A 21,003-nucleotide genomic window follows, 5' to 3' on the forward strand; every position below is an offset into this window, starting at 1 on the left:
AATCTTTGATTTTGAATAATAAGTTGAATAAATGATTTAGTTCTAATTTCCAATTTTATAAATTAATGATAATATTGATTACTGGTGAAGTGATAAATTTTTCTGATCTACTTTTTAAAACTTCTAGAAGTGGTGGAAATGGCGGACAAAATGTAAACAAAATTGAATCAAAAGTTGAGTTAATTTTTGATTTTTTTAAATGTTCAACTTTATCAGATTTAAGTAAAACAACTATTTCTGATATATTAAAAAACAGAATAAATAAAGAAAATAACATCAGATTAATATGTGATTCGGAACGAACTCAACTTTCTAATAAAGGCATTGTAATTAAAAGACTTCAATTATTATTAAACAAAGCATTGAAACCAAAAATTTTAAGAAAAGATACTAAGCCGACAAAATCTTCAATTGAAAAGAGATTATTAATTAAAAGAAAAAAAAGTGAAAAGAAAATTTCAAGATTTATTCAAAATACTTTTGAATAAAGAAACATTAAAAAATCTCTATAAATCAAATCATAGAGATTTTAAAACAAACATTAAATAAATTTTTATTAATAACCTGCCTTTTTTTTCATCTCATCATTTTTCAACGCTTCATTCATCAACCTCAACATTGGTTGAGTAATTCCCATCATGCTATAACCTCCATCATGAAACAAAGTTTGCATTGTAACTTTTTTTGTAAAATCACTTAAAAGAGTAACTACATAATTTGCACATTCTTCACTAGTAGCATTTCCTAAAGGTGAAACTCGGTTTGTGAATTCAAACATATTATCGAAATCCTCAATTCCAGTTCCAGCTCGAGTAGGTGTTGGTGATTGTGAAACTGCATTAACTCTAATCTTTTTTTCTCCAAGTCTTGCTCCAAAACTTCTAGTAATACTTTCAAGAAGTGCTTTAGCATCACCCATATCAGTATAAGTTTGAAAAACTCTTTGAGCAGCAACATAACTTAAAGAAATAATACTCGCAAAATCATTTAAAACATCTTGTTTTAATGCAGCATTAATCATTTTATGTAATGACATTGCAGAAACATCTAATGTTTTAGAATACCAATCATAATTTAAATCTTGATATGGAATTTCTTTTCTAATATTATTACTCATACCTACAGAATGAATAATAAAATCAATTTTACCAACTTTTTCTTTTAACTTTTTAAAAGTTTCACTTAGTTCTTCAAAATTTGAAGCATCACAAACATAGACTTCTTTATCACCTAAAATCTTTGCTAACTCTTTAACCCTTCCAACTCGAGTAGCTATTGCAATATTAGAAATTTCAACATCTGCTCCTTCAGATTGTGCTGCTAACGCAATACTCCAACCTAGTGAGGTTTCATCCATAGGACCAAAAACAATCCCCTTCTTTCCATTAAGTAATCCGTATGCCATTTAAATGTTAGTTAATTGTTGATTTTATCTTAAATATACTAATTTATATTATACTTTTATTCTTTTAAATAATAATAAATTATTACTCATTAAAAAATTGACAAAGCTTTATTTATTTTAATAATACAATTTGCAATATCATTATCAATTTCTGTAGGTGAAAACCTGATAATTCTCACAAATTTACTTTTTTTAAAATTACAATCTATAATATTACTTAACTTTTCATTTGACTCTAAATCAGTAGTAATTCCAATAATGTTATTTCCTGCAAAAATAGCAAAATCTACAAGAACTATTTCATCATCAATTTTCATATAATAATTTCTTTCAACATCAAATTCTTTTAAACTTTCAAACAATTTTTCTTGATGAATACTTCCAATTATTATTTCGTTAATTTCTTTTGAATTAAAAAGTACGTCTAAATTTGTTCTAATGAATGTAATTCTTCTAGCACGATTTGAAACTATTGGATTCGGTAACCTAATTGTTTTTTTAACTTTTATGAAATAATAATTTCCATCAATTTTTGATTTATCCAGAATTGTATATTTCGATTTTTTAGCGAAATCAATTTCTTGAATTTCACCATAATACTCAATACCCATTTGAAGTCCAGTTGTAATTGCATTAGTTTGATATAATGCAATACCCTTAGCTGAATTAATAGTTTCAAGAGATACAGAATTTCCAACAGCTTTTTCTGGAATTCTATACCAATTTTGATTAACGAAGTAATCTAAATCGTCATCGGAACTTACAACACCAATTAAACAATTTTTTTCTTTTAGGGATTTATCTTTCATAATAAAGGGATTTAAATTTATATTCGTAAAACTATAAAAATGAAAATACTAATTTTAAGATTAAGTTCTGCTGGTGATATTATTTTAACATCTTTATTTCAGAGAATATTAAGGAAAAAATTTCCATTTGCAGAAATTCACTTTATTTCCAAGTACGAATATGCAAATTTAATTCAAAACTCACCTTATATTGATAAAGTAATTACAATAAAAGATAAATCTACATTTAAAGAGTTATTAGCTTTTAAATCAAATTTAATAAAAGATATTAAAGAATATGATGTAATTTTTGATTTGCATAATTCTTTAAGAAGTAGGTATTTACGTTTTGGTTTAGCTAATGAAACTTTCGTAATCAAAAAGCCAATTTTTAAAAAATGGTTACTTGTAAATTTGAAATTAAATTTTTTTAAAAAGGTTATACCAATTCCTGAACTATATTTAGATGTTGGTAAGAAATTTGGACTTGAAAATGATAATCTTGGAATAGAATTTTTTTTAGAAAAATTGGATTCTTATGTTCAGAAAAGTAACCAACTTACAATCGGAATTGCACCTGGAGCAAAACATTTTTCCAAAAGATGGTTACCAAGTTACTACTCAGCATTAGCTAAATTGTTAATTAGTAGATTTGATGCAAGAATTATTATTTTTGGTTCAAAAGAAGAAATTGAATTAAATTTTAGTATTTCTAAATTAATACCTTATGAATCAATTAATTTAACTGGAAAATTAACACTTAATGAAACTGCTTCAACTATGAAAATTTGTAATGCAATGGTTACAAATGATTCGGCATTAATGCATATTGCTACATCTTTAAAAATCCCTTTAGTATCTATTTTCGGCTCTACAGTTAGAGAGTTTGGGTTCTTCCCTTACAATCACTTAGGTTTGGCTAAAATTGCAGAGGTAAATGATTTGAAATGTAGACCTTGTACTTCAATTGGAAAATCAAAATGTCCAAAAGATCATTTTAAATGTATGAATGAAATAACTCCAGATGACATTATCGAAAAATTGAAAGATTTGGGAGTTTTTACTAAAATAGAGTAGTTTTTAAGGGTTTTAATTCAAATATGTAACCAATTTTGTTTAAAACTATACTTAAAGTAAAATATATAAAATATAATTAGAATAAAAGAATTTTAGTATTAATATACATTATTACACAATTTTAAAACTTTTTGATTTGTTATTTGCTTAAAAAATCCTAACTTTATAAAATTAATTTAACAATTAATTTGAGTATTTTAAAATTTATACTCATTCCAATCAAGACGGTTTTGTAATGTTCATAAGTACCGAATGAACATCAAAGCCGTTTTTTTATTTATCAAATTATTCTATTCTTGAATAATTTTAATCAAAGAAAATACTAAAATCTCAATTTGAAAAAGAATTAATATCTACAAATTTTGTCGGGTAAGAGTTAATGTAATTAGATTTTACAATACTCTTTTGATCAATATTTATTTTACTAATTGTTCCTTCAAGCGAATTTGTAACAAAACAAAATTTCCCATCATTACTAAAAGTTATGTCATTTGCTCCTTTGCCACTTTCAATTTCTCCAGTTTTAATATCTGATAACTTAGAATAAAAATAAACTTTATTTGACTCACTTGAACTAACCCAAATATCTCCCCTTGGAGAACAATTTACGCTAGTCGGTTTAACATCAATATGATACGTAGTTTGAATTTTAAAATCACTAGTATTGAAGACATTTATGCTATTATCACCTTCATTTATAACAAATAATTTTCCATCTAAAGTTGTAATTAATTTCTTAGGATTTTTACCAACTTTAATTGTATTAACTATTTTTTTTGTTTTAACAGAAACTATGCTAACACTTTGAGAACCATAATTTAAGACAAAACCATATAACCCATCTTTACTAAAAGCAATATCAATTGGTTTGTTTTCAACTTCAATAAAACCCAAATTTTGTAAATTAACTGGGTCTATAAAATAGACTTTACCTTTTATAAAATTATCATTTATATTTTCAAAACTTGTTGTCCATATTTCCTTCTCATTAGGTAAATACTCTGCATCAAAATTTGTTCCATTAATTTTAGTAGTGCTAAGAGTTCTACCATCTTCTGTACTAATTTTAATTAGGTATCCATTATTAAAATTTTGAGTTTTTTCGTCAATTAATTTGGTATTAAAATTATTAATGTTTTCAACTTGTGAGTTAGGGATAGTCAATACAACATTTTTATATATCTTACTTAAAGAAATTGAACTTAAAAATTTAGCATTTTCTATATAAATAAAATTAACAAATTCATTTTTTTCAGTATTAAAAATTCCAATTGAATTTCTATTGTTAAAAAGAACAAAAGCAGCTTTAAAATTAATTAAATCTACTGAAGAAGTTATAGGTGTGGCTAATTCAATGTCAGGTGAAAGTATATCATTTTTACAAGATACAATTATCAAGGTACAGCATATTAGAAGTAGCTTAAAAAATATATTTAATTTCAATTCAAAATTATTTAAATTATTACAACAAAATTCATTTTGTTATAGAACCCATAAATTAAATAAATGTTTCTAAAATATAATAAATCAGTCTAAATTTATAAAATTCATCAAATTAGATTTTTGAAATTACTTTGTCTTTTAAGGATTTATTAATTGTATCATCCATTATTCTTTTTGCAAAATTTTCAGTGATTCTATCTAAATGATCAGTTAAATCTCTAATTAATTTATTGTCAGCAGTTTCTAATGAATTTTTAAGATTTAAAAGTGCATCATTAATTTCTTTTGATTCATTTTCATATATAATTTTTGAATAGAGTTTCATCGATTTCTCAGTTGCCATTAACATAGAATTTGCTTCATTTTTTGCTTCAACTAATATCCTTTGATTAATATCATCATGTGCTCTTTCGATTGAATCTCTTAACATTCTCTCAATTTCTAATTCAGTAAGACCGTAACTAGGAGTTACATCAATTTCTTGAACCAAACCAGTTCTTGTATCTTTTGCTTTTACATTTAGTATCCCATCTGCATTAATCACAAATGAAACTTCAATTTTATTCATGCCAGCAGGAAGAGGTGGTAAAGGACTTAAAAGAAAGGATGCCAATTCCCTATTATCTTTTACAAACTCTCTTTCTCCTTGATAAACATTAATTTTTATCCCTGTTTGATTGTCAACTTGTGTAGTATAAACTTCTTGCGCTTGAGTTGGAATAGGTGTATTTCTTGAAACAATAAATGACATTACTCCACCATAAGCTTCAATTCCTAAAGAGAGTGGAATTACATCCAATAACAATGTATCTTTTCTATTGCCACTTAAGATATCAGCCTGAACAGCTGCCCCTAATGCAACAACTTCATCTGGATTGATATCATCTATAACCTTTACTTTAAATATATCAGAAACCATTTTCTTAACTAATGGCATTCTTGTTGATCCTCCAACCAAAACTACCGAATCTAATAGTTCATTTTCATATCCAGAATCATATAATGCATTCAAACAAGGTTTTATTGTTTTTTCAATAATTGGTCCGCAGAGAATGTTTAATAATTTTTGATTAAATTTTTCTTTATAAACTACATTAGAATCTGGAATAGTAAAAACAATTTCAATAGATTCTTTAAATGACAACTCTTTTTTAGCTTCTTCACAAATACTTTTTATATATTGGAATTGATTACTATTTGGATTGAAGTTATTGAACTTCAAACTTAGTTGTTTTATGAAATAATTAGTAATCTCATTATCTAAATCATCACCTCCTAGATATGAATTTCCATTCGTTGCCAAAACTTGAAACACACCAGATTCAATTTTTAAAATTGAAATGTCAAAGGTACCACCACCTAAATCATATACAGCAATTACACCATCTTTTGTTTTATCTAAACCATAAGAAAGTGCAGCAGCAGTTGGTTCATTTATAATTCTTAAAACATCTAATCCTGCTAACTTACCTGCATCTTTTGTGGCTTGTCTTTGTGAATCATTAAAATATGCAGGTACTGTAATAACAGCCGAAAAAACTGGTTCTCCAAAATGTTCCTCTGCTCTTTTTTTTAAATCTAATAAGATCATTGATGAAAGCTCAATGGGAGTATATTCTTTTCCTGCAATTTCAACTCTTACTAAACCTTCTCTTCTATGTGAAATTTTATAAGTTAATTTTTCAGAATTATTCTCAATATCAATAAATGATTTTCCCATCAATCTTTTTACAGAATAAATAGTTTTATCTGAATCAGTTATTAGATATTTTTTAGCTTCTCTACCTACCACAATTGATTTATCATCTAATAATGCAACAATGCTTGGAACTATCCCATCTCCATTTATATCAATAATATATGGTTGATTATTATTTTCATCAACATAAGCAACTAAGGAGTTAGTTGTCCCTAAATCAATTCCAATAACTCTATTTTTTTTTCCTATCGAACTTAAATCTATTTGTAAAAAAGACATATATTATTATAAGCAATATTTAATTTATATTCTCAAGTTGTTTCAAAATTCAAGACTATTTCTTTTGATCATTATTGTTAAATAACAATTTTAAAATTTTTTAAATCAATTCATTATTTATTTCTTGATAAATTGTTTGGAGTAAATTTCTAATATAAATTTTTGTGTTAATCAATTCATTTATTCTTTTCATAAAAGGGATTTTCGAATTTAAATTTTCATTTAATATCAAAATCCACTCATTGTCTAATTCATACAAATTATTTAATAATTCATTTGATCTTATCTTTAAATTAGATTCTAGCTGCTTTAATTTTTCCATTTTATTTATCTTGTCATTTTTGTTAGAATCATGAAAATCTGAAATTGTATCCTGAATATCCATAACTTCAAACAGAAATGATTGTGAGATTTTTTTTAATTCACTATCTGGAATGTCTGGCCATTCAAGTTCTAGAATGTGTTTTGCCCTCAAAAATGGCTCTTTTAAACATACGTATGCTTGATTTATAAGAGAAGATTTTGCTAATATTCTACTTTTATCAAATTCATTTTTATTTAAATGAAAATCTGGATGAGTTTCTCGACTTAATTGAAAATATTTTTTTTCAATTGATTTCGAATCAATATTAAATCTCCTTTCAAAATCAAAAACTGCAAACAAATCTTTCATTAATGAATTATAATAAATGTTAAAAAGTCGAACAAATTTTGTCCGACCTAAAAATTATATATTCTATTTTTCTAAAAATTAAATCATTCAACATTATTCATCATCACCTAATTGATCTAACAAATCAATAGCTTTATCAACTTCATCATCAATTTGTTTTGCAATTCTTTCAGCTAATTTAAAAAGCCTTAACAAAGCTTCACTAGAAGCTGGATCTAAGTTATCATGAGAAATTCTAAATACTACTTCATCAGTTTCATTCCTCATTGTAAGAACATACTTATAATTAGTTTCTATTCTTCGAATATTGAATGATGTTTTACCTTTTAAAGAAGCAATATATTCATTCTTTTCATCTCCAAATTCCCAAATAATTTTTCTTTCAACAGTTCTTTCGTAAAGTTTATCTACTAAAACATCATAGTTAGGGTCATCATCAAACTGACTTATAACGGTAGCATCTATATTAAAATTATCTGACATAAAATAAATTAAAGAAATTGATTAAAAAAATTGTTTGGCGAAATTAAGAAACTTATATTAGTTATAAAAGTGATTAAATTTACAAACATTATATTTGCATACATTTCGTCGTTAAAAAAAAATATAAATGATTAAAAGTAAAAAGAAATTAAAAGTTTTAGCAGCAGATTTTTTAAATTCATTACCATTAACAATTGAAGTAAAAGAGGACGATTACTTTGATTTTGAATATGTGTTGCCTAGCGAAGGGGCAAGAAGAATGATGGAAGAGGAAGCTGATATAGCCTTACTTCCTGTAGCAGCATTGGCTGAAATTGGCGGGCTTGAAATTGTACCTGGTCCTTGTATTGCAGCAAACGGTAGAGTAGAATCTGTTGTAATAGTTTCTCAAGTTTCAATTGATAAGATTGAAAGACTTTATATTGATGATGCAAGTAGAACTTCAGTAATACTTGCAAAAATCTTTTTGAATTCAGTTGATAAACCAGATATTCCATTTATTAGATGTAATGGCTTTGAGATTATTGAAAACGTGAATGGGAATTCAGCTGGTTTGTTAATTGCAGATTTGGCATTTAAAGAATCTAAGAAGTTTATTTATAGACATGATTTGGCAGAAGTTTGGAAAAGATTAACAGGTGAGCCATTTGTATTTGCAGTTTGGGCAGCTAAGAAAGGGGTAATTAATCAAGAATTGATTGAAAGAATTAATAGATGTTTTTGGGATGGTTTAGCAAGAAAGCATGGTATTATTGAAAAATGGAGTGTAGAAAATAATTATGATAAACTTGAAGTAGCTGACTATCTTGATGAGAGAATTCAATACAATTTGAACAAATCAGCATGGTATGGTTTGCAAGAGTTTTTTAGAATTAGTAGTAATATGAAATTATTACCTGAAGCTAGAATTGAATTTTCCATTTCTGAAAAAAGTTTTAATTCAAAGAATTCATTTGGTAAATTTATCCCAGAAGTAATTCCATTCAATAAAACTTTTCAAATTGATAGAATTTTATCTAGAGCTGAAGCAGGTAGAAGAATTTCCCTATATGATGCTGAAAGACTTTATGAAGAAGCAAGTTTGTTAGATTTGGGTGAAGTTGCACATAAAATTAGATTACAAATTAATCCTGAACCAAAAGTAAGTTATATTGTTGCAAGAAATATTAATTATACAAATGTTTGTAATGTTGATTGTGGATTTTGTAATTTTTATAGAAGTGATAACCCTCAAAGAAAAGGTTTCGAAGAAGGTTATGTTTTAACTAAAGAGACAATAAGAGGAAAAATGAATGAATTAGCTGCTGCTGGTGGAGTTCAAGCTTTAGTTCAAGGTGGAGTTAACCCTAATTTAGGTTTAGATTATTATGTAAGTTTATTAAAATGGATGAAATCAGAATGGCCTCAAATTCAACAAAATTCATTTTCTGCTGATGAGGTTTTAGGACTTTGCCCTAATAAGTCTTCTAAAGAAATTGAATATGTACTAAATGTATTGCGAGATTCAGGACTAGATACGTTGCCTGGAGCTGGTGCTGAAATTTTAGTAGATAAAGTGAGAAGAAGGGTTTCTTATAAAAAATCTAGATCTTCAATTTGGTTAGATGTAATGAGGCAAGTTGGGAAAATTGGGATGAAAGCTTCTGCAACACAACTTTATGGAATGGGTGAAAATACTCGTGATAAATTTGTTCATTTATCAAAATTAAGACAGTTGCAAGATGAAGTAAATCCTTTTATGGTTTTCATTACTTGGAGTTATCAAAAAGGAAATGATCAAAAAATGAAAGCTTATAATCAAGCTTCTTCAACATACTTAAGAATGCAAGCAATCTCAAGGATCTTCTTGGATAATTTCCAACATATTATGTGCTCTTGGGTTACTCAAGGTCCTGATGTGGGGCAGACTGCATTGTATTATGGTGCAGATGATTTTGGCTCAGTAATGTTTGAAGAGAACGTAGTTTCAGCTTCAGGTACAACTTTTCGAATGGATAATTCTTCAATGGAATATCAGATTTCTAATGCTGGATTTTTGCCATTCAGACGAAAAGGGGATTTTTCTGAATGGAATGTTCAAGAACATAATAAGTTAGTTTCTCAATCAAAAATAATTGAGTTAATTCCAAATTCTATTTAATAATTTTTAGTTGATTTATATGTTTTAAACTTTATTAAATTCTAAATTATTAAAAATTGTTTTGAAAAATATAATTTATTGAAATATAAAAATGTGTTTGTTTTGAAAGTTCAATGTTCAATTTTTTAAAGGAGTAGTATGGAACCAATATTAATCTCAATAAATGAACCTCAATTTAAAGAACCAATAATTGGGAAAAATAGAGAAGATCTTATCGAGGTTACTAAAAATCTAGGACAACCAAGCTTTAGATCAAATCAGTTGTATGAATGGATTTATTCTAAGAGAACTCAACAATTTGATTTAATGACAAATCTTGGTGTTAAATTTATTCAAGAACTTCAAGAAAAATATAGTTTACAATCATTAAAGCTTATTGATTCAATAGGTGACAAAAATGATACTGTCAAATTTTTATTTAGAACTTTTGATAATCTGAATATTGAAGCGGTATTAATACCAAGTGAATCAAGAAATGATCAGAATGAACCTAGAAGAAAAACAATTTGCATTTCAACTCAAGTTGGTTGTCCTTTAGACTGTAAATTTTGTGCAACTGCTTCAATGAAAATGAAAAGGAATTTATTGTGCAATGAAATAATTGAACAAATATTTATTGTTGAAAAGTTTATAGATGAAAAAATTACTAATATTGTTTATATGGGAATGGGAGAACCTATGTTAAATTATAATGAAGTATTTAAATCTATTTCAATAATTACAGATCCTAAAAATAAAATGTGTTCACCTAAAAGAATTACAGTTTCTACTTCGGGTCTTGTAGATGGAATTATTAAAATGGCTGATGAAAACCAAAAAGTAAAACTTGCATTATCTTTACATGCATTAACTGATGGTTTAAGAAGTAAATTAATGCCAATAAATTTGAAATATAATTTAAAATCTGTGATGAATGCATTAGAATATTACTATCAAAAAACTCGAGAAACTGTAACTTTTGAATATATCTTATTTGAAGGATTAAATGATACTCAGCAAGATGTTAAAAGGCTTACAAGACTTTCAAAAAGATTTCCAACTAAAGTAAACGTTATACCTTTTCATCCTATAGAATTTATCAATCCAGTTGGATTCTCAAGTGAATTAAAACCAACTTCTGTTGTAAAATTTAACGAATTTATTTCGGATTTGAAATATAATGGAGTTCAAGTAATGGTTAGGTCTTCTTCCGGAAAAGATATTAACGCTGCTTGCGGACAATTAGCAATAACTCACGATAAAATTTTATTGAGTGAAAAATAAATTAGAAATTTTTTATGGAACAATTACTATTTTTTTCCAGCCAGAATTTTTTAATTCTAAATTATCAGTACCATAATTAACCACTCTATACAGATATATTCCAGATTTCACAATTTCACCACTCAAATTTTTACCATCCCATTTAAACCCACCGTTACCTTCTGCTTCTTTCAAACTGTTTATCAATTCACCTGAATTACTATAAATTTCAATTACTGAGTTATTTGTAAGATTTCCGAATGTACAAAACTGATTTTTTGTTATTGAGAGTGGTTGAGGAAAAACAAAAACATTATCTAAATTGATTTCAGAAAAAGCGAAACCTATTGAATTACTTTTACACAAATTTTTACTAGATTTTGACAATAAATTCTGAACTGTTATAAAATAATTTAGCCCTAAAGCCCCTATACTAATTGCATTATCAATAGTAACTAATATTGAATCTTTATTTTTTTCAATAGAAGTTATTTTTGTTTCTGGATTAATAGAATAGTTTCCTTTAAATTTATAAGTTGAATCATCAACCTCTTCATTAAAAATGATAAAAAATTTATTTGAATTCAACCTACCAGCCTTAACAGGTTTAAAACATTCTCTAACAGTATCATTTTTAATTTCAATTAAATACTTAGAAGTATCTGCTGGAGAATTGTAAAAATCTTTAAAAATTTCTGTAGAACTAACAGTCAATATATCATTTTCAGGTATACTCTTTAATGTAACGTTAAGGCTTTTTTCGCTTGAATAATTTACTGATGAAACTTGTAAATTCGATTTTAATTTTAATGAATTTATTTCAATTATACCATTTCTGTATAATTCTTCTTTAATGAAATTATCAAAACTAATTTTAAGATTTTTATCTTGGTTGTATTCAATAGATTGAATTTTTATTGGGTTATGTGTATAAGATATTGAACTGTTTGATGGATCACTTTCAATTGTTCCATCATTATACAAAGCTAATACGATGTAAATATAATAAGTATTAGCTTTTAAATTTAAAGAATCAATTAGTTCGTTTTCAGAAGTTTCATTAACAACACTAAAATTTATTGGTGGATTTGTAAAATCATATTCTGCTCTTAATAATTTGTATGAAATTGCAGATTTAGTTTTGCTCCAGCTAACATAAATTTTTGAATTACTAATTGACCATGATTGTAGTCCAGATACTATTGGAGCTTTAATAGATGATGATTTTAACTCATAAAAATTATACTCATTTCCATTTCCAACTGAAATTTCTGGAAGTCCATTTTTATCAAAATCATAGACTAATGGTTTATTTGAAAGTCCAGAACTCTTATACCAAAATGGCCTAAAATTTTTAGATTGAGAATCATATTTAAAAATGTAAAAGTTAGGAGCAACAGAAAATATTATCTCATCACCCTTGTCAGCATCAATATCAAATGCAGTAACACCACTTCGGAATGGTAATTCAGATCTTATATAAGCAAATTTTTTCTCCCAAATTTTACTTTCATTATTTTGCTTATCAAGTTTTAGAATTTTAATTGTCCATTCTAATGGTTCATATTCATTATCTATAGTTTCAATTCTATTTGATTTATAACCAATTATAAATTCATTAATTTTATCACCATCTATATCACATTTTGAAATAAAAGAACCACCAGAAACTCCATCATTTTCATTTTTCCAAATCTCCTTGAAATTATTAATACTTTCCATTTCATAAATAAAAAAATCACCATCTTCATCACCTATTAAAATATCGACTTTACCATTATTGTTAAAATCAGCTATTGCAACGTCTGGAGAAGAAAAAATATTCTCTCTTTGATCTGGTGCAGGTTTTGTATTGTTTTTTAAGGATACTAATCTAGTCAGTAGATCTCCATTTAGTTTATAAATACCATAAAATGGTCCTATTGAATCTGAACTATATGCAACAATTTCATTAACGCCATCTGAATCAAAATCATAAAATGTAGATGGTGTAAAATTTCTCGAGCTAGTATCTGAGTAGATTACCTTAGAAAAAGGATTACTATTTTTTTCAGATTGTTGAAAAACAATTCCTTTGTTTAGTGCTTGACAAAGTATTGCTTTTTTATTTGTTTTGTCAATAAAACCAACACCTCTTGGTACCCATACACCTGAAGAATCCTTAAGTATAAATTCATTATTTTCAAACTGGAAAGTCATTAATTTCGAGAAATTACCTTCTTCAAATTTATTCATTAATACTGTTGATTTTTCATCTGAATAAATAGATGTAACATCATCTAATAAAAAACCATATGGGAGTGAATATTTTTTCTTTATAAAATTTGTAATTGGAAATGAATAATCATTTCTACTTATAAAAAATGGATTTTTTTCATTCCCAAAATTAACTGTATCTCCTTTTGAGTCTTGAAAAACTACATAACAGTTATATTCTAAGTTTGGAATTAAGTCATTAGATGTTAAAAGCAAATAATGATTTTTTACAAATCCTGTTATTCTTTCACTTTCATGTTCTGCTAATCTGAAATTTAAATTTGAATTTCTAGGTTTAAAATAAAAGTACATTCGAGTTAAGTTTGAAGTTCTAGCTTTAAAAGATACAGCATTTTTATCGTTTGCAAAAAGTGTATCAATACTTTTAGATAAAATTTCAGTTTTACTTCCTTGAACAAATAGTAAAACCCTTCTTTCATTTGACCTTCCATTAGATTCATTAACAACAAGCCTTATTGTTATTAAAGTATCTTTAGTAAATTTTAAATGTACACTACCCAAATTGGCATTCACTTTTCCAATATTATCATATGAAATATCATTCCAAATATTTGGTACATCCCCATAACCCCAATAAAGTTTATAATTATCAAATAAAGCTGTATTAATAGTTCCTATTATCAATAAATTAGTATCAAGGTTTATTCCTGAAAAATGTAAAGGAGAAATTATTTCAAAAATTGATGGAGTGTTTAGTTCTAAGGCTCTTCGTAAATTTAATCTTCCAGCCCCACCATATTCATCCCATTTAGACTTTTGTATGTCGTCAGTAGTTAACTCTAAAGTTGCTTTAATTTGTTTATAATTCCAGTCTTTATGAATAGATTTTAAAATTGCGCAAGCAGCTGCAACATGTGGGGCAGCAGAAGAAGTTCCAGTGACTGATTTATATAAATTCCCAATTGAGGTAGTTAAAATTCCAACACCAGGAGCACACATACTTATCCTTGATCCACCTGTAGAAAAAGGATGAACATAATCGTCTTCAGTTGTCATTCCAACACTTATAATGTTATCATAATTTGAAGGATAATGGTTTGTTGTCCCACCATTATTTCCGCTGGCTGCAACACAAACAACACCCCTCGACAAAGCGTATTCAATAGCGTCTTTCATTAATGGTGAATAATAGTAATCTCCAAAACTTAAATTCAATACATTTATTCCATGGTCTGCTGCATATATTATTGCAGCAGATATATCATCGTCTTCACCATTTCCTGTTGCATCAAAAGCTCTCAAAGGAATAATTGAAACGCTTGGTGCAATACCACTTATGCCAATGTTGTTATTTTGTTCTGCGGCTAAAATTCCTGCTATGTTAGTACCATGACCATTTTCATCTAAAGGATCTGGATCACGAAATTTGCTATCTCCAATGTTTATAACAGTTTGATCAACAAAATCGTAGCCTAATACATTATCTGTAAAACCATCATTATCATCATCAATCGAATTAAAATCACCACTTATATTGTTCCTTTTTTCTAAATAACTCCAGGGTTCAAAAGTTCCATTTTTATTTAAATCTTCTTTGAAATTTACTCTTAAATTCTTTTTTAAATCTTGATGGAAGTAATCAACACCAGTATCGATAAAACCGATTTTTGTTGTAGAATCTCCCTTAGAAATTTTCCATGCATTTTCTGCTTCAATTTTTTTAAGAGCCCATTGTTGGTTATAACCTGAATCATTTAAAAATTTATCTATTTTATAAATATGGTTTTGAAAATGCTTTTCTAACAAATTTAAATTATTTAATTCGGAAATTAATACTGAGAAATTGTTGATGTAAGAGTTAACTACAAAATAATTTGAAAGAAGTAATGCAGAAGAATTTTGGAAAGATTGTTTTTTAAATTTATCATCAACAATACAAACTAGTTTATAATCAATTTTATAATTTGCTTTAACATTATAAATTGCCTGATTAAACAAACTTTCACTATATCCATTTTTAAGTTTTATTATTATTGAATTCTGGGATAATAGAATTGAAAAATTAAGGAACAAAAATATTAGTACAATAATCTGAGTTATTTTTTTAGACATACAAATTTGGAAATACATTTATAGGTAAAATTCAATAGCAATTTAAGTTAATTATAATAGATCTAAAAGTCAAATAAAAAAGTTATTTATCATTTTAGATTAAAAAATATTTATCTCATAATCTCTTTGAGTAATTCTAATAATTTTTAATGGAGTACTATTTATATTTTCATTCTGAAGATAGTACCTAACAAATGAAACAATACAACTTCCAAACAATTTTTTAAGTTCATCTTTACTAATAATCGCTTCTCCAAAACCATCTTGAACTTGTTTTTTTAATGTATAATTTTTAGATTTAAAATACAAATAAACATTAAGCAATTTATTTTTAGAAGGTTGCCAGGTAAGTTTTAAATCTTGATTTGAACTAACATTCTTATTTATAAATATTGGGTAAATAGAATCCAAAACAGTAATTGAATATGAAATAAATTGGAATGAATCTGATTTAAAGAAAATGTCCCATTTGTTAGCTTCATACAAGGTTACATCATTGTTAGGAGGAATTCGTAGTGAATCTGAATTATTATGATACTTTAATTCATGATTATTTAAAGTAACTTCTAATGGCTTTTTAGTAGTATCTGGAAAAGTAAATTGAGCATAATAAGATAACCTTGTAGATTCTTTAATTGTATCACCAATTTGAGAACTTTGTGGAGTTAATTTTATTCCACTTATAGCATTAAAATCAGAGTTAATTATTCCATCTGGAATTAGTAATTCAAAATCATACTTATTTATAAAATTAGAAGAAATTGTTGGGCTTTCACAAGAATTCAAAATAAAAAAAGGAATTACAAAGATGAAAACAATTGAAATTTTAATCATAAGTTAATCTAAAAACATTTTTTTTGGTTTGTCTAAAGGTAAGATAAATAAAAGTGGTATAATTGAATAAATTACAAAAGAAATGTAAATATTTACCCAAGCCATTAAAACAGCAAATCCGTATATAATTGGTCCTCCAAAAAATGCTAAATACAAATTTTTTCTAACATCTTTATATATATACTCATCTCTCATATAATTTTTAACAATATAATAATATAAACTCCAAAGGAAAAAAGTTGAAAATATAATAACAATTCCTAAAGAAGCAACAGCAATAGGTAGCTTAGGATATGTACCTAAAAGTTCACTTGGAAATGGAATAAATGAAGTTGATAACAAGAATAATATATTTATCCAAACAAAACCATAATCTATATGTTTTGCCATTCTAAGTATATTATGATGTTGAAGCCATAAAGTCCCAACAATTAAAAAACTTATCAACCAACTTAAGAATACGGGTATTAAATCAAACAACTTTTCCTTAAGTTCAGAATTATCTAATGTACTGTTTAAGTGGGGAACTTTAATTTCTAGAATCAGTAAAGTAATTATAATAGCAAACACACCATCACTAAACGCTTCTAATCTATTTTTATTGAATTTCCAATATTTAAATTTTAACATAATAATATAAGGTTACAATAAATTTATTTTAACAAAACCAAAGTTTAAAATAATCATATTTTTCAAAATAAAATCTGAACTTAAAATTATTTATTAACTCTAATTAACTAAATACTACAAATAGTTATAAAAAAAATGAAATTTATCAAGTTAATTCCAATATTTTTATTGTCAATATTATTATTAGATACCATAGAATATAGTAAAAGTAAAATGCCTTTTGAAAAAGTTGGTTTAACACAAAGGCAAGCAGTTGCAATACTTATAGACAAATTTAGTTATAGACCAACTCCTGGGTTAATTGATTCAATAGTCATATTTGGCATAGATAACTGGTTTTTAGACCAATTAAAAGCTGATAATAAAGATATTGAATTAGAAAAAAATAGAACCATTCATGACATTAAAAATGACAACTAATGAAATTTCGAATATATATATTAACCCTGGTAAACTTTTAATTAAGGCTAAACTTGAGAATGCATTTGATTAAACAGATACAATTAACAAAAAAGAATTTAAAAAGAATTTAATAAAATTTGCTATTAATAATGGATATAAGCCTCAAAATGAATTAATTAGAGAATTGATTGCTCAAAAATATATAGATCTATTTTTACAAAAAATCAACTTCAAGAACTGATGACTGATTTTTGGTTTAATCATTTTAATGTTTCAATTACATGTAATCATTCTAAGGAATTTGTTTAAATTATAAAAGAGAAGCAATTAGGTTGATTGCATTAACAAATTTTAGGAATATTTTAGGAAAAGCAAGCATCCTGCAATGCTTACATACCTTGACAATGCTCAATCTACAGCACCTGAAGGAGTTAGAACTACTCTTACTTACACCTTTGATAAAATGATAAATGAGAATAAAAACAGTTAGTTTTTCAATAGATATAAAGAGAATTTATTAGAGAAAAAAAAAGGGCTGAGGATGGTTTAAATGAAAAATTACCAAATGATTTTAAAATTTAAAAAGAAATAAATGAAAATTTTGCTAGAGAATTAATGGAACTTCATACATTAGGAGTTGATGGAGGTTATACACAAAAAGACATTGAAGGTATAGCCAGAGTTTTCACAGAGTGGACTAACTTTCCTAATGGTGATAGAGGAGATAAAATAAGAGAAAAAATTGATAAAGGTATAAAAGTATGGTTTATTCAACAGAATGATTTTTTATTTAGAGCTGATGTATATGATGCATAATTAAAATTTATTTTAGGGATGGATTTTCCTGCTGGTGGTGGAATGGAAAAAGGTGAAAAAGTACTAGATATATTAGCATCACATCCAAATACTGCAAAATTTTTATGTAAAAAATTAGTATCATTTTTTACAAATGATAACCCTTCTGAACCATTAATTAATAGGGTGGTAGATACATATGAATCAACAAATGGAGAAATAAAATCTTTACTAACAACACTTGTTGAATTAAAAGAATTTTGGCAAGAAGTAAAAGTTAGAATTAAAATTAAAACTCCTTTTGAATATGTTATTAGCTCAATTAGAATTCTTGAAACTAATGTTGAAAACCCAAACAATCTATATTTTAAAATTAAAGAAATGGGTCAGGAAATGTATTGATATCAAGCTCCAACTGGGTATCCTGATAAAGGAGAGTATTGGGTTAATACAGGTTCATTAATTAATAGATTGAACTTTAACTTGAATTTTGCATTAAATAAAATTAATGGAGTCAAAGTTGATATTCTCAAGCTAAACAACAACCATGAACCAAAAAGTATAGAAAACGCTTTTTAACTTATTTAAAATTTCTCTTACCAGGAAGAGATTTAGTTGAAACAAAAAGGCTTTTGTATCCAATTATAAAGGATCCAGATTTTTCAAACAAATTAGATTCAAAGTTAAAAGAAAATAAGTCAAATAGTAAAAATGTTTCTGATAATTTAAGTGATTTTGAGAAAGATTTAGATGAAGATATTTTCTTTAAAGATAATGTTGAAACTGATATTAATGTAAATCAAGAAAACTCCAATTTTATGGTTTCTTAGGTTGTTGGTTTAATTTTAAGTTCTCCTGAATTTCAAAAGCAATGATTTTGTATATTGCGATGAAATTTAATTATCTTTATGTTTCTTTACCATAATTAATATGCAATTAGATAGCGATTTTGGATCTGAGATTAGAAGTAGAATTTTTCTTATTGTAACAGCAACATTACTATCTATTTTTATAGCTAGATTAATACAATTGCAGATTCTACAAGGTAGTCAGTATAATTTAAGATCTGAATCTCAAGGAATTAAAAAAATTTCACGCGAACCAGTAAGAGGAAATATTTTTGATAAATTTGGTAGATTAATTGTAGGAAATGTTCCATCATATGGTATATTAATAACTCCAAGTAAGTTAACAAAAGATTCAAAAAAACTTTTAGCATCAATAATGTTTATTGATACAAATGAAATAAACCTTAAAATCAAACAATATAAACAAACACCATTCTCACCCGTTAGAATTTTTAGAGATGTCCCATTTGAAATTATTATTAAAATTAACGAATATCATCGCAATTTAATTGGAGTTGATGTTTCAGAAGATTCTAAAAGGTCTTATTTACCAATTGTTAGAGCATCTCATCTCTTAGGTTATGCTAGAGAGATTAATAAAAAAGAGATTGAAATAGATCCTCATTATTATTCATTTGGTGACATCATTGGTAAGACTGGAATTGAAAATTCATATGAACCATTTTTAAGAGGTGAAAAAGGATATGATTATATTGCCGTAAATAATAGAGGACAAAGAGTATCAGCATTTAATGATGGAAAACTTGATCAATCTGCTACAAATGGATTTGATTTATATACAAGTTTAGATCCAAATTTACAAACTTATGCTGAATCTTTGATGAGAGGTAAGCGAGGAGCAATTGTTGCAATTGATCCAAATAATGGAGAAATATTAACTGTTGCAAGTGCACCAGATTATGACCCATTAATTTTCAATAACAAATCAAATTCAAAAGATTTTCAACAAGTATATTCAGATTCATCTAAACCATTGTTTAATAGGGCAACTCAAGCTATATATCCTCCTGGATCAACTTGGAAGCCTTTAATGGCTATTGCTGGAATGATGGAAGGTTTAATTACACCAAAAACAAGAATCTCATGTGGTGGTTCTTTTAGCTATGGTGGAAGGACTTGGAAATGCCACGGTGCACATGGTAATATAAATGTTAGAGAAGCAATTCATGTTTCATGTAATGTATTTTTTTATAAATTAGCATTACAATTAGGAATAGATAATTATTACAAATGGGGTAAAATATTTAGATTTGGTACAAAGCAATCTGATATTCCCGAAAACAAAACATTGTTACCTTCAAGAGAATACTTAGATAAAATGTATGGAAAAGATAAATTTCCAAGAGGAATATTAGTAAATTTAGGTATTGGACAAGGTCAGCTTGGGGTAAGTGTTTTGCAATTAGCTTCGTATATTTCTACAATTGCAAATAATGGTGTATATCATCAACCTCATTTGGTTCGAGCAATAAGGAACAAATCAAATAACGGACAGATTCAACAAATGGTATTTGAAAATGAAGATTTAAAAATTCCAAAAGAGTTTCTAGATGTTGTACACTCTGGTTTGTCTGATGTTGTAAATGTAGCAGGAGGAACTGCAACAGGAGTTTCTATTAAGGGTGTCAGATTAGCTGGAAAAACAGGAACAGCTCAAGCAGGTAAAAACAAGAAAGATCACGCTTGGTTTGTATGTTATGCTCCATTTGATAAACCTAAAATTGCTATTTGTGTTTTAGTTGAAAATAGTGGATTAGGTGGAAGAAACGCTGCTCCAATTGCAAGCAGATTAGTTCAATTTTATTTAAATAGGCAAGTTGATAGTTTACAACTTGATACACTAAAATTATTACCACCTGGAGTTGTAAATGAAAATCCAAATGATGTAGAGGAAAGTACTATGTTACCTTAAAAA

At 26.6% G+C, this 21,003-nt stretch carries 19 protein-coding genes and 1 pseudogene; 11 read left to right on the top strand and 9 right to left on the bottom strand.

Annotated elements, in window-relative coordinates; all coding sequences use genetic code 11:
- The first annotated feature begins 65 nt into the window (after window positions 1–65).
- Window positions 66–488: an aminoacyl-tRNA hydrolase gene (gene arfB, locus IPP08_06220; GenBank protein ID QQS67755.1), complete on the top strand. Its 423-nt coding sequence runs from the start codon at window positions 66–68 to the stop codon at window positions 486–488.
- A 68-nt stretch (window positions 489–556) separates the two neighbouring features.
- Here the strand turns inward: arfB and IPP08_06225 are convergent, their stop codons facing one another.
- Together IPP08_06225 and IPP08_06230 are read right to left on the bottom strand one after the other, a co-directional pair.
- On the bottom strand, window positions 557–1,405 hold the full coding sequence (locus tag IPP08_06225) for an enoyl-ACP reductase (protein QQS67756.1): 849 nt from the start codon (window positions 1,403–1,405) through the stop codon (window positions 557–559).
- 89 nt (window positions 1,406–1,494) lie between these two features.
- Window positions 1,495–2,214 carry a hypothetical protein gene (locus IPP08_06230; protein ID QQS67757.1) on the bottom strand — a complete coding sequence of 240 codons (720 nt, stop codon included), beginning with the start codon at window positions 2,212–2,214 and terminating at the stop codon, window positions 1,495–1,497.
- Window positions 2,215–2,253: 39 nt separating this feature from the next.
- On the opposite strand from IPP08_06230, the gene IPP08_06235 reads away from it, so the two are divergent.
- Window positions 2,254–3,270 (top strand): glycosyltransferase family 9 protein, encoded by a 1,017-nt coding sequence (locus IPP08_06235; protein ID QQS67758.1) that lies wholly within the window; start codon window positions 2,254–2,256, stop codon window positions 3,268–3,270.
- 330 nt (window positions 3,271–3,600) lie between these two features.
- Here the strand turns inward: IPP08_06235 and IPP08_06240 are convergent, their stop codons facing one another.
- From IPP08_06240 to IPP08_06255, 4 genes are all read right to left on the bottom strand, one after another.
- Window positions 3,601–4,713 carry a hypothetical protein gene (locus IPP08_06240; protein QQS67759.1) on the bottom strand — a complete coding sequence of 371 codons (1,113 nt, stop codon included), beginning with the start codon at window positions 4,711–4,713 and terminating at the stop codon, window positions 3,601–3,603.
- Between the two features lie 112 nt (window positions 4,714–4,825).
- Window positions 4,826–6,691 carry a molecular chaperone DnaK gene (dnaK, locus tag IPP08_06245; GenBank protein ID QQS67760.1) on the bottom strand — a complete coding sequence of 622 codons (1,866 nt, stop codon included), beginning with the start codon at window positions 6,689–6,691 and terminating at the stop codon, window positions 4,826–4,828.
- 100 nt (window positions 6,692–6,791) lie between these two features.
- Window positions 6,792–7,364 (bottom strand): Fe-S protein assembly co-chaperone HscB, encoded by a 573-nt coding sequence (gene hscB / locus IPP08_06250; protein ID QQS67761.1) that lies wholly within the window; start codon window positions 7,362–7,364, stop codon window positions 6,792–6,794.
- 93 nt (window positions 7,365–7,457) lie between these two features.
- A complete protein-coding gene (locus IPP08_06255; protein QQS67762.1) occupies window positions 7,458–7,847 on the bottom strand; it encodes a hypothetical protein in 390 nt (129 codons plus the stop codon).
- A gap of 127 nt (window positions 7,848–7,974) precedes the next feature.
- Between IPP08_06255 and IPP08_06260 the strand changes: the two genes are divergently transcribed.
- Together IPP08_06260 and rlmN are read left to right on the top strand one after the other, a co-directional pair.
- Entirely contained in the window at window positions 7,975–9,987 is a 2,013-nt protein-coding gene (locus tag IPP08_06260) for a CofH family radical SAM protein (GenBank protein ID QQS67763.1), read from the top strand.
- A 138-nt stretch (window positions 9,988–10,125) separates the two neighbouring features.
- Window positions 10,126–11,250 (top strand): 23S rRNA (adenine(2503)-C(2))-methyltransferase RlmN, encoded by a 1,125-nt coding sequence (gene rlmN, locus IPP08_06265; GenBank protein QQS67764.1) that lies wholly within the window; start codon window positions 10,126–10,128, stop codon window positions 11,248–11,250.
- A gap of 12 nt (window positions 11,251–11,262) precedes the next feature.
- Here the strand turns inward: rlmN and IPP08_06270 are convergent, their stop codons facing one another.
- The 3 genes from IPP08_06270 to IPP08_06280 all read right to left on the bottom strand — a co-directional run bounded on the left by IPP08_06270 (window position 11,263) and on the right by IPP08_06280 (window position 17,022).
- On the bottom strand, window positions 11,263–15,558 hold the full coding sequence (locus IPP08_06270; GenBank protein ID QQS67765.1) for a S8 family serine peptidase: 4,296 nt from the start codon (window positions 15,556–15,558) through the stop codon (window positions 11,263–11,265).
- Window positions 15,559–15,657: 99 nt separating this feature from the next.
- Window positions 15,658–16,344, bottom strand: coding sequence for a hypothetical protein (locus IPP08_06275; protein QQS67766.1), 687 nt, complete (start codon window positions 16,342–16,344; stop codon window positions 15,658–15,660).
- A gap of 51 nt (window positions 16,345–16,395) precedes the next feature.
- Window positions 16,396–17,022, bottom strand: a complete 627-nt coding sequence (locus IPP08_06280) for a DUF1211 domain-containing protein (GenBank protein QQS67767.1) — start codon at window positions 17,020–17,022, stop codon at window positions 16,396–16,398.
- 168 nt (window positions 17,023–17,190) lie between these two features.
- Here IPP08_06280 and IPP08_06285 point away from each other — a divergent pair, with 168 nt between their 5' ends.
- From IPP08_06285 to mrdA, 7 genes and pseudogenes are all read left to right on the top strand, one after another.
- Window positions 17,191–17,442 (top strand): hypothetical protein, encoded by a 252-nt coding sequence (locus tag IPP08_06285; GenBank protein ID QQS67768.1) that lies wholly within the window; start codon window positions 17,191–17,193, stop codon window positions 17,440–17,442.
- 165 nt (window positions 17,443–17,607) lie between these two features.
- Window positions 17,608–17,733 carry a DUF1800 family protein gene (locus IPP08_06290; protein QQS67844.1) on the top strand — a complete coding sequence of 42 codons (126 nt, stop codon included), beginning with the start codon at window positions 17,608–17,610 and terminating at the stop codon, window positions 17,731–17,733.
- A gap of 306 nt (window positions 17,734–18,039) precedes the next feature.
- Complete coding sequence (locus tag IPP08_06295; protein ID QQS67769.1) at window positions 18,040–18,240, top strand: DUF1800 family protein; 201 nt, start codon at window positions 18,040–18,042, stop codon at window positions 18,238–18,240.
- Between the two features lie 18 nt (window positions 18,241–18,258).
- Window positions 18,259–18,621: a DUF1800 family protein gene (locus tag IPP08_06300; protein ID QQS67770.1), complete on the top strand. Its 363-nt coding sequence runs from the start codon at window positions 18,259–18,261 to the stop codon at window positions 18,619–18,621.
- Window positions 18,622–18,624: 3 nt separating this feature from the next.
- Window positions 18,625–18,798, top strand: a pseudogene (locus IPP08_06305) (DUF1800 family protein).
- A gap of 53 nt (window positions 18,799–18,851) precedes the next feature.
- Entirely contained in the window at window positions 18,852–19,049 is a 198-nt protein-coding gene (locus IPP08_06310; GenBank protein ID QQS67771.1) for a hypothetical protein, read from the top strand.
- 100 nt (window positions 19,050–19,149) lie between these two features.
- Window positions 19,150–21,000: a penicillin-binding protein 2 gene (gene mrdA / locus IPP08_06315; GenBank protein QQS67772.1), complete on the top strand. Its 1,851-nt coding sequence runs from the start codon at window positions 19,150–19,152 to the stop codon at window positions 20,998–21,000.
- The last annotated feature ends 3 nt before the right edge of the window (window positions 21,001–21,003 follow it).

Source organism: Chlorobiota bacterium (assembly GCA_016700335.1).
Lineage (GTDB): Bacteria > Bacteroidota > Ignavibacteria > OLB7 > OLB7.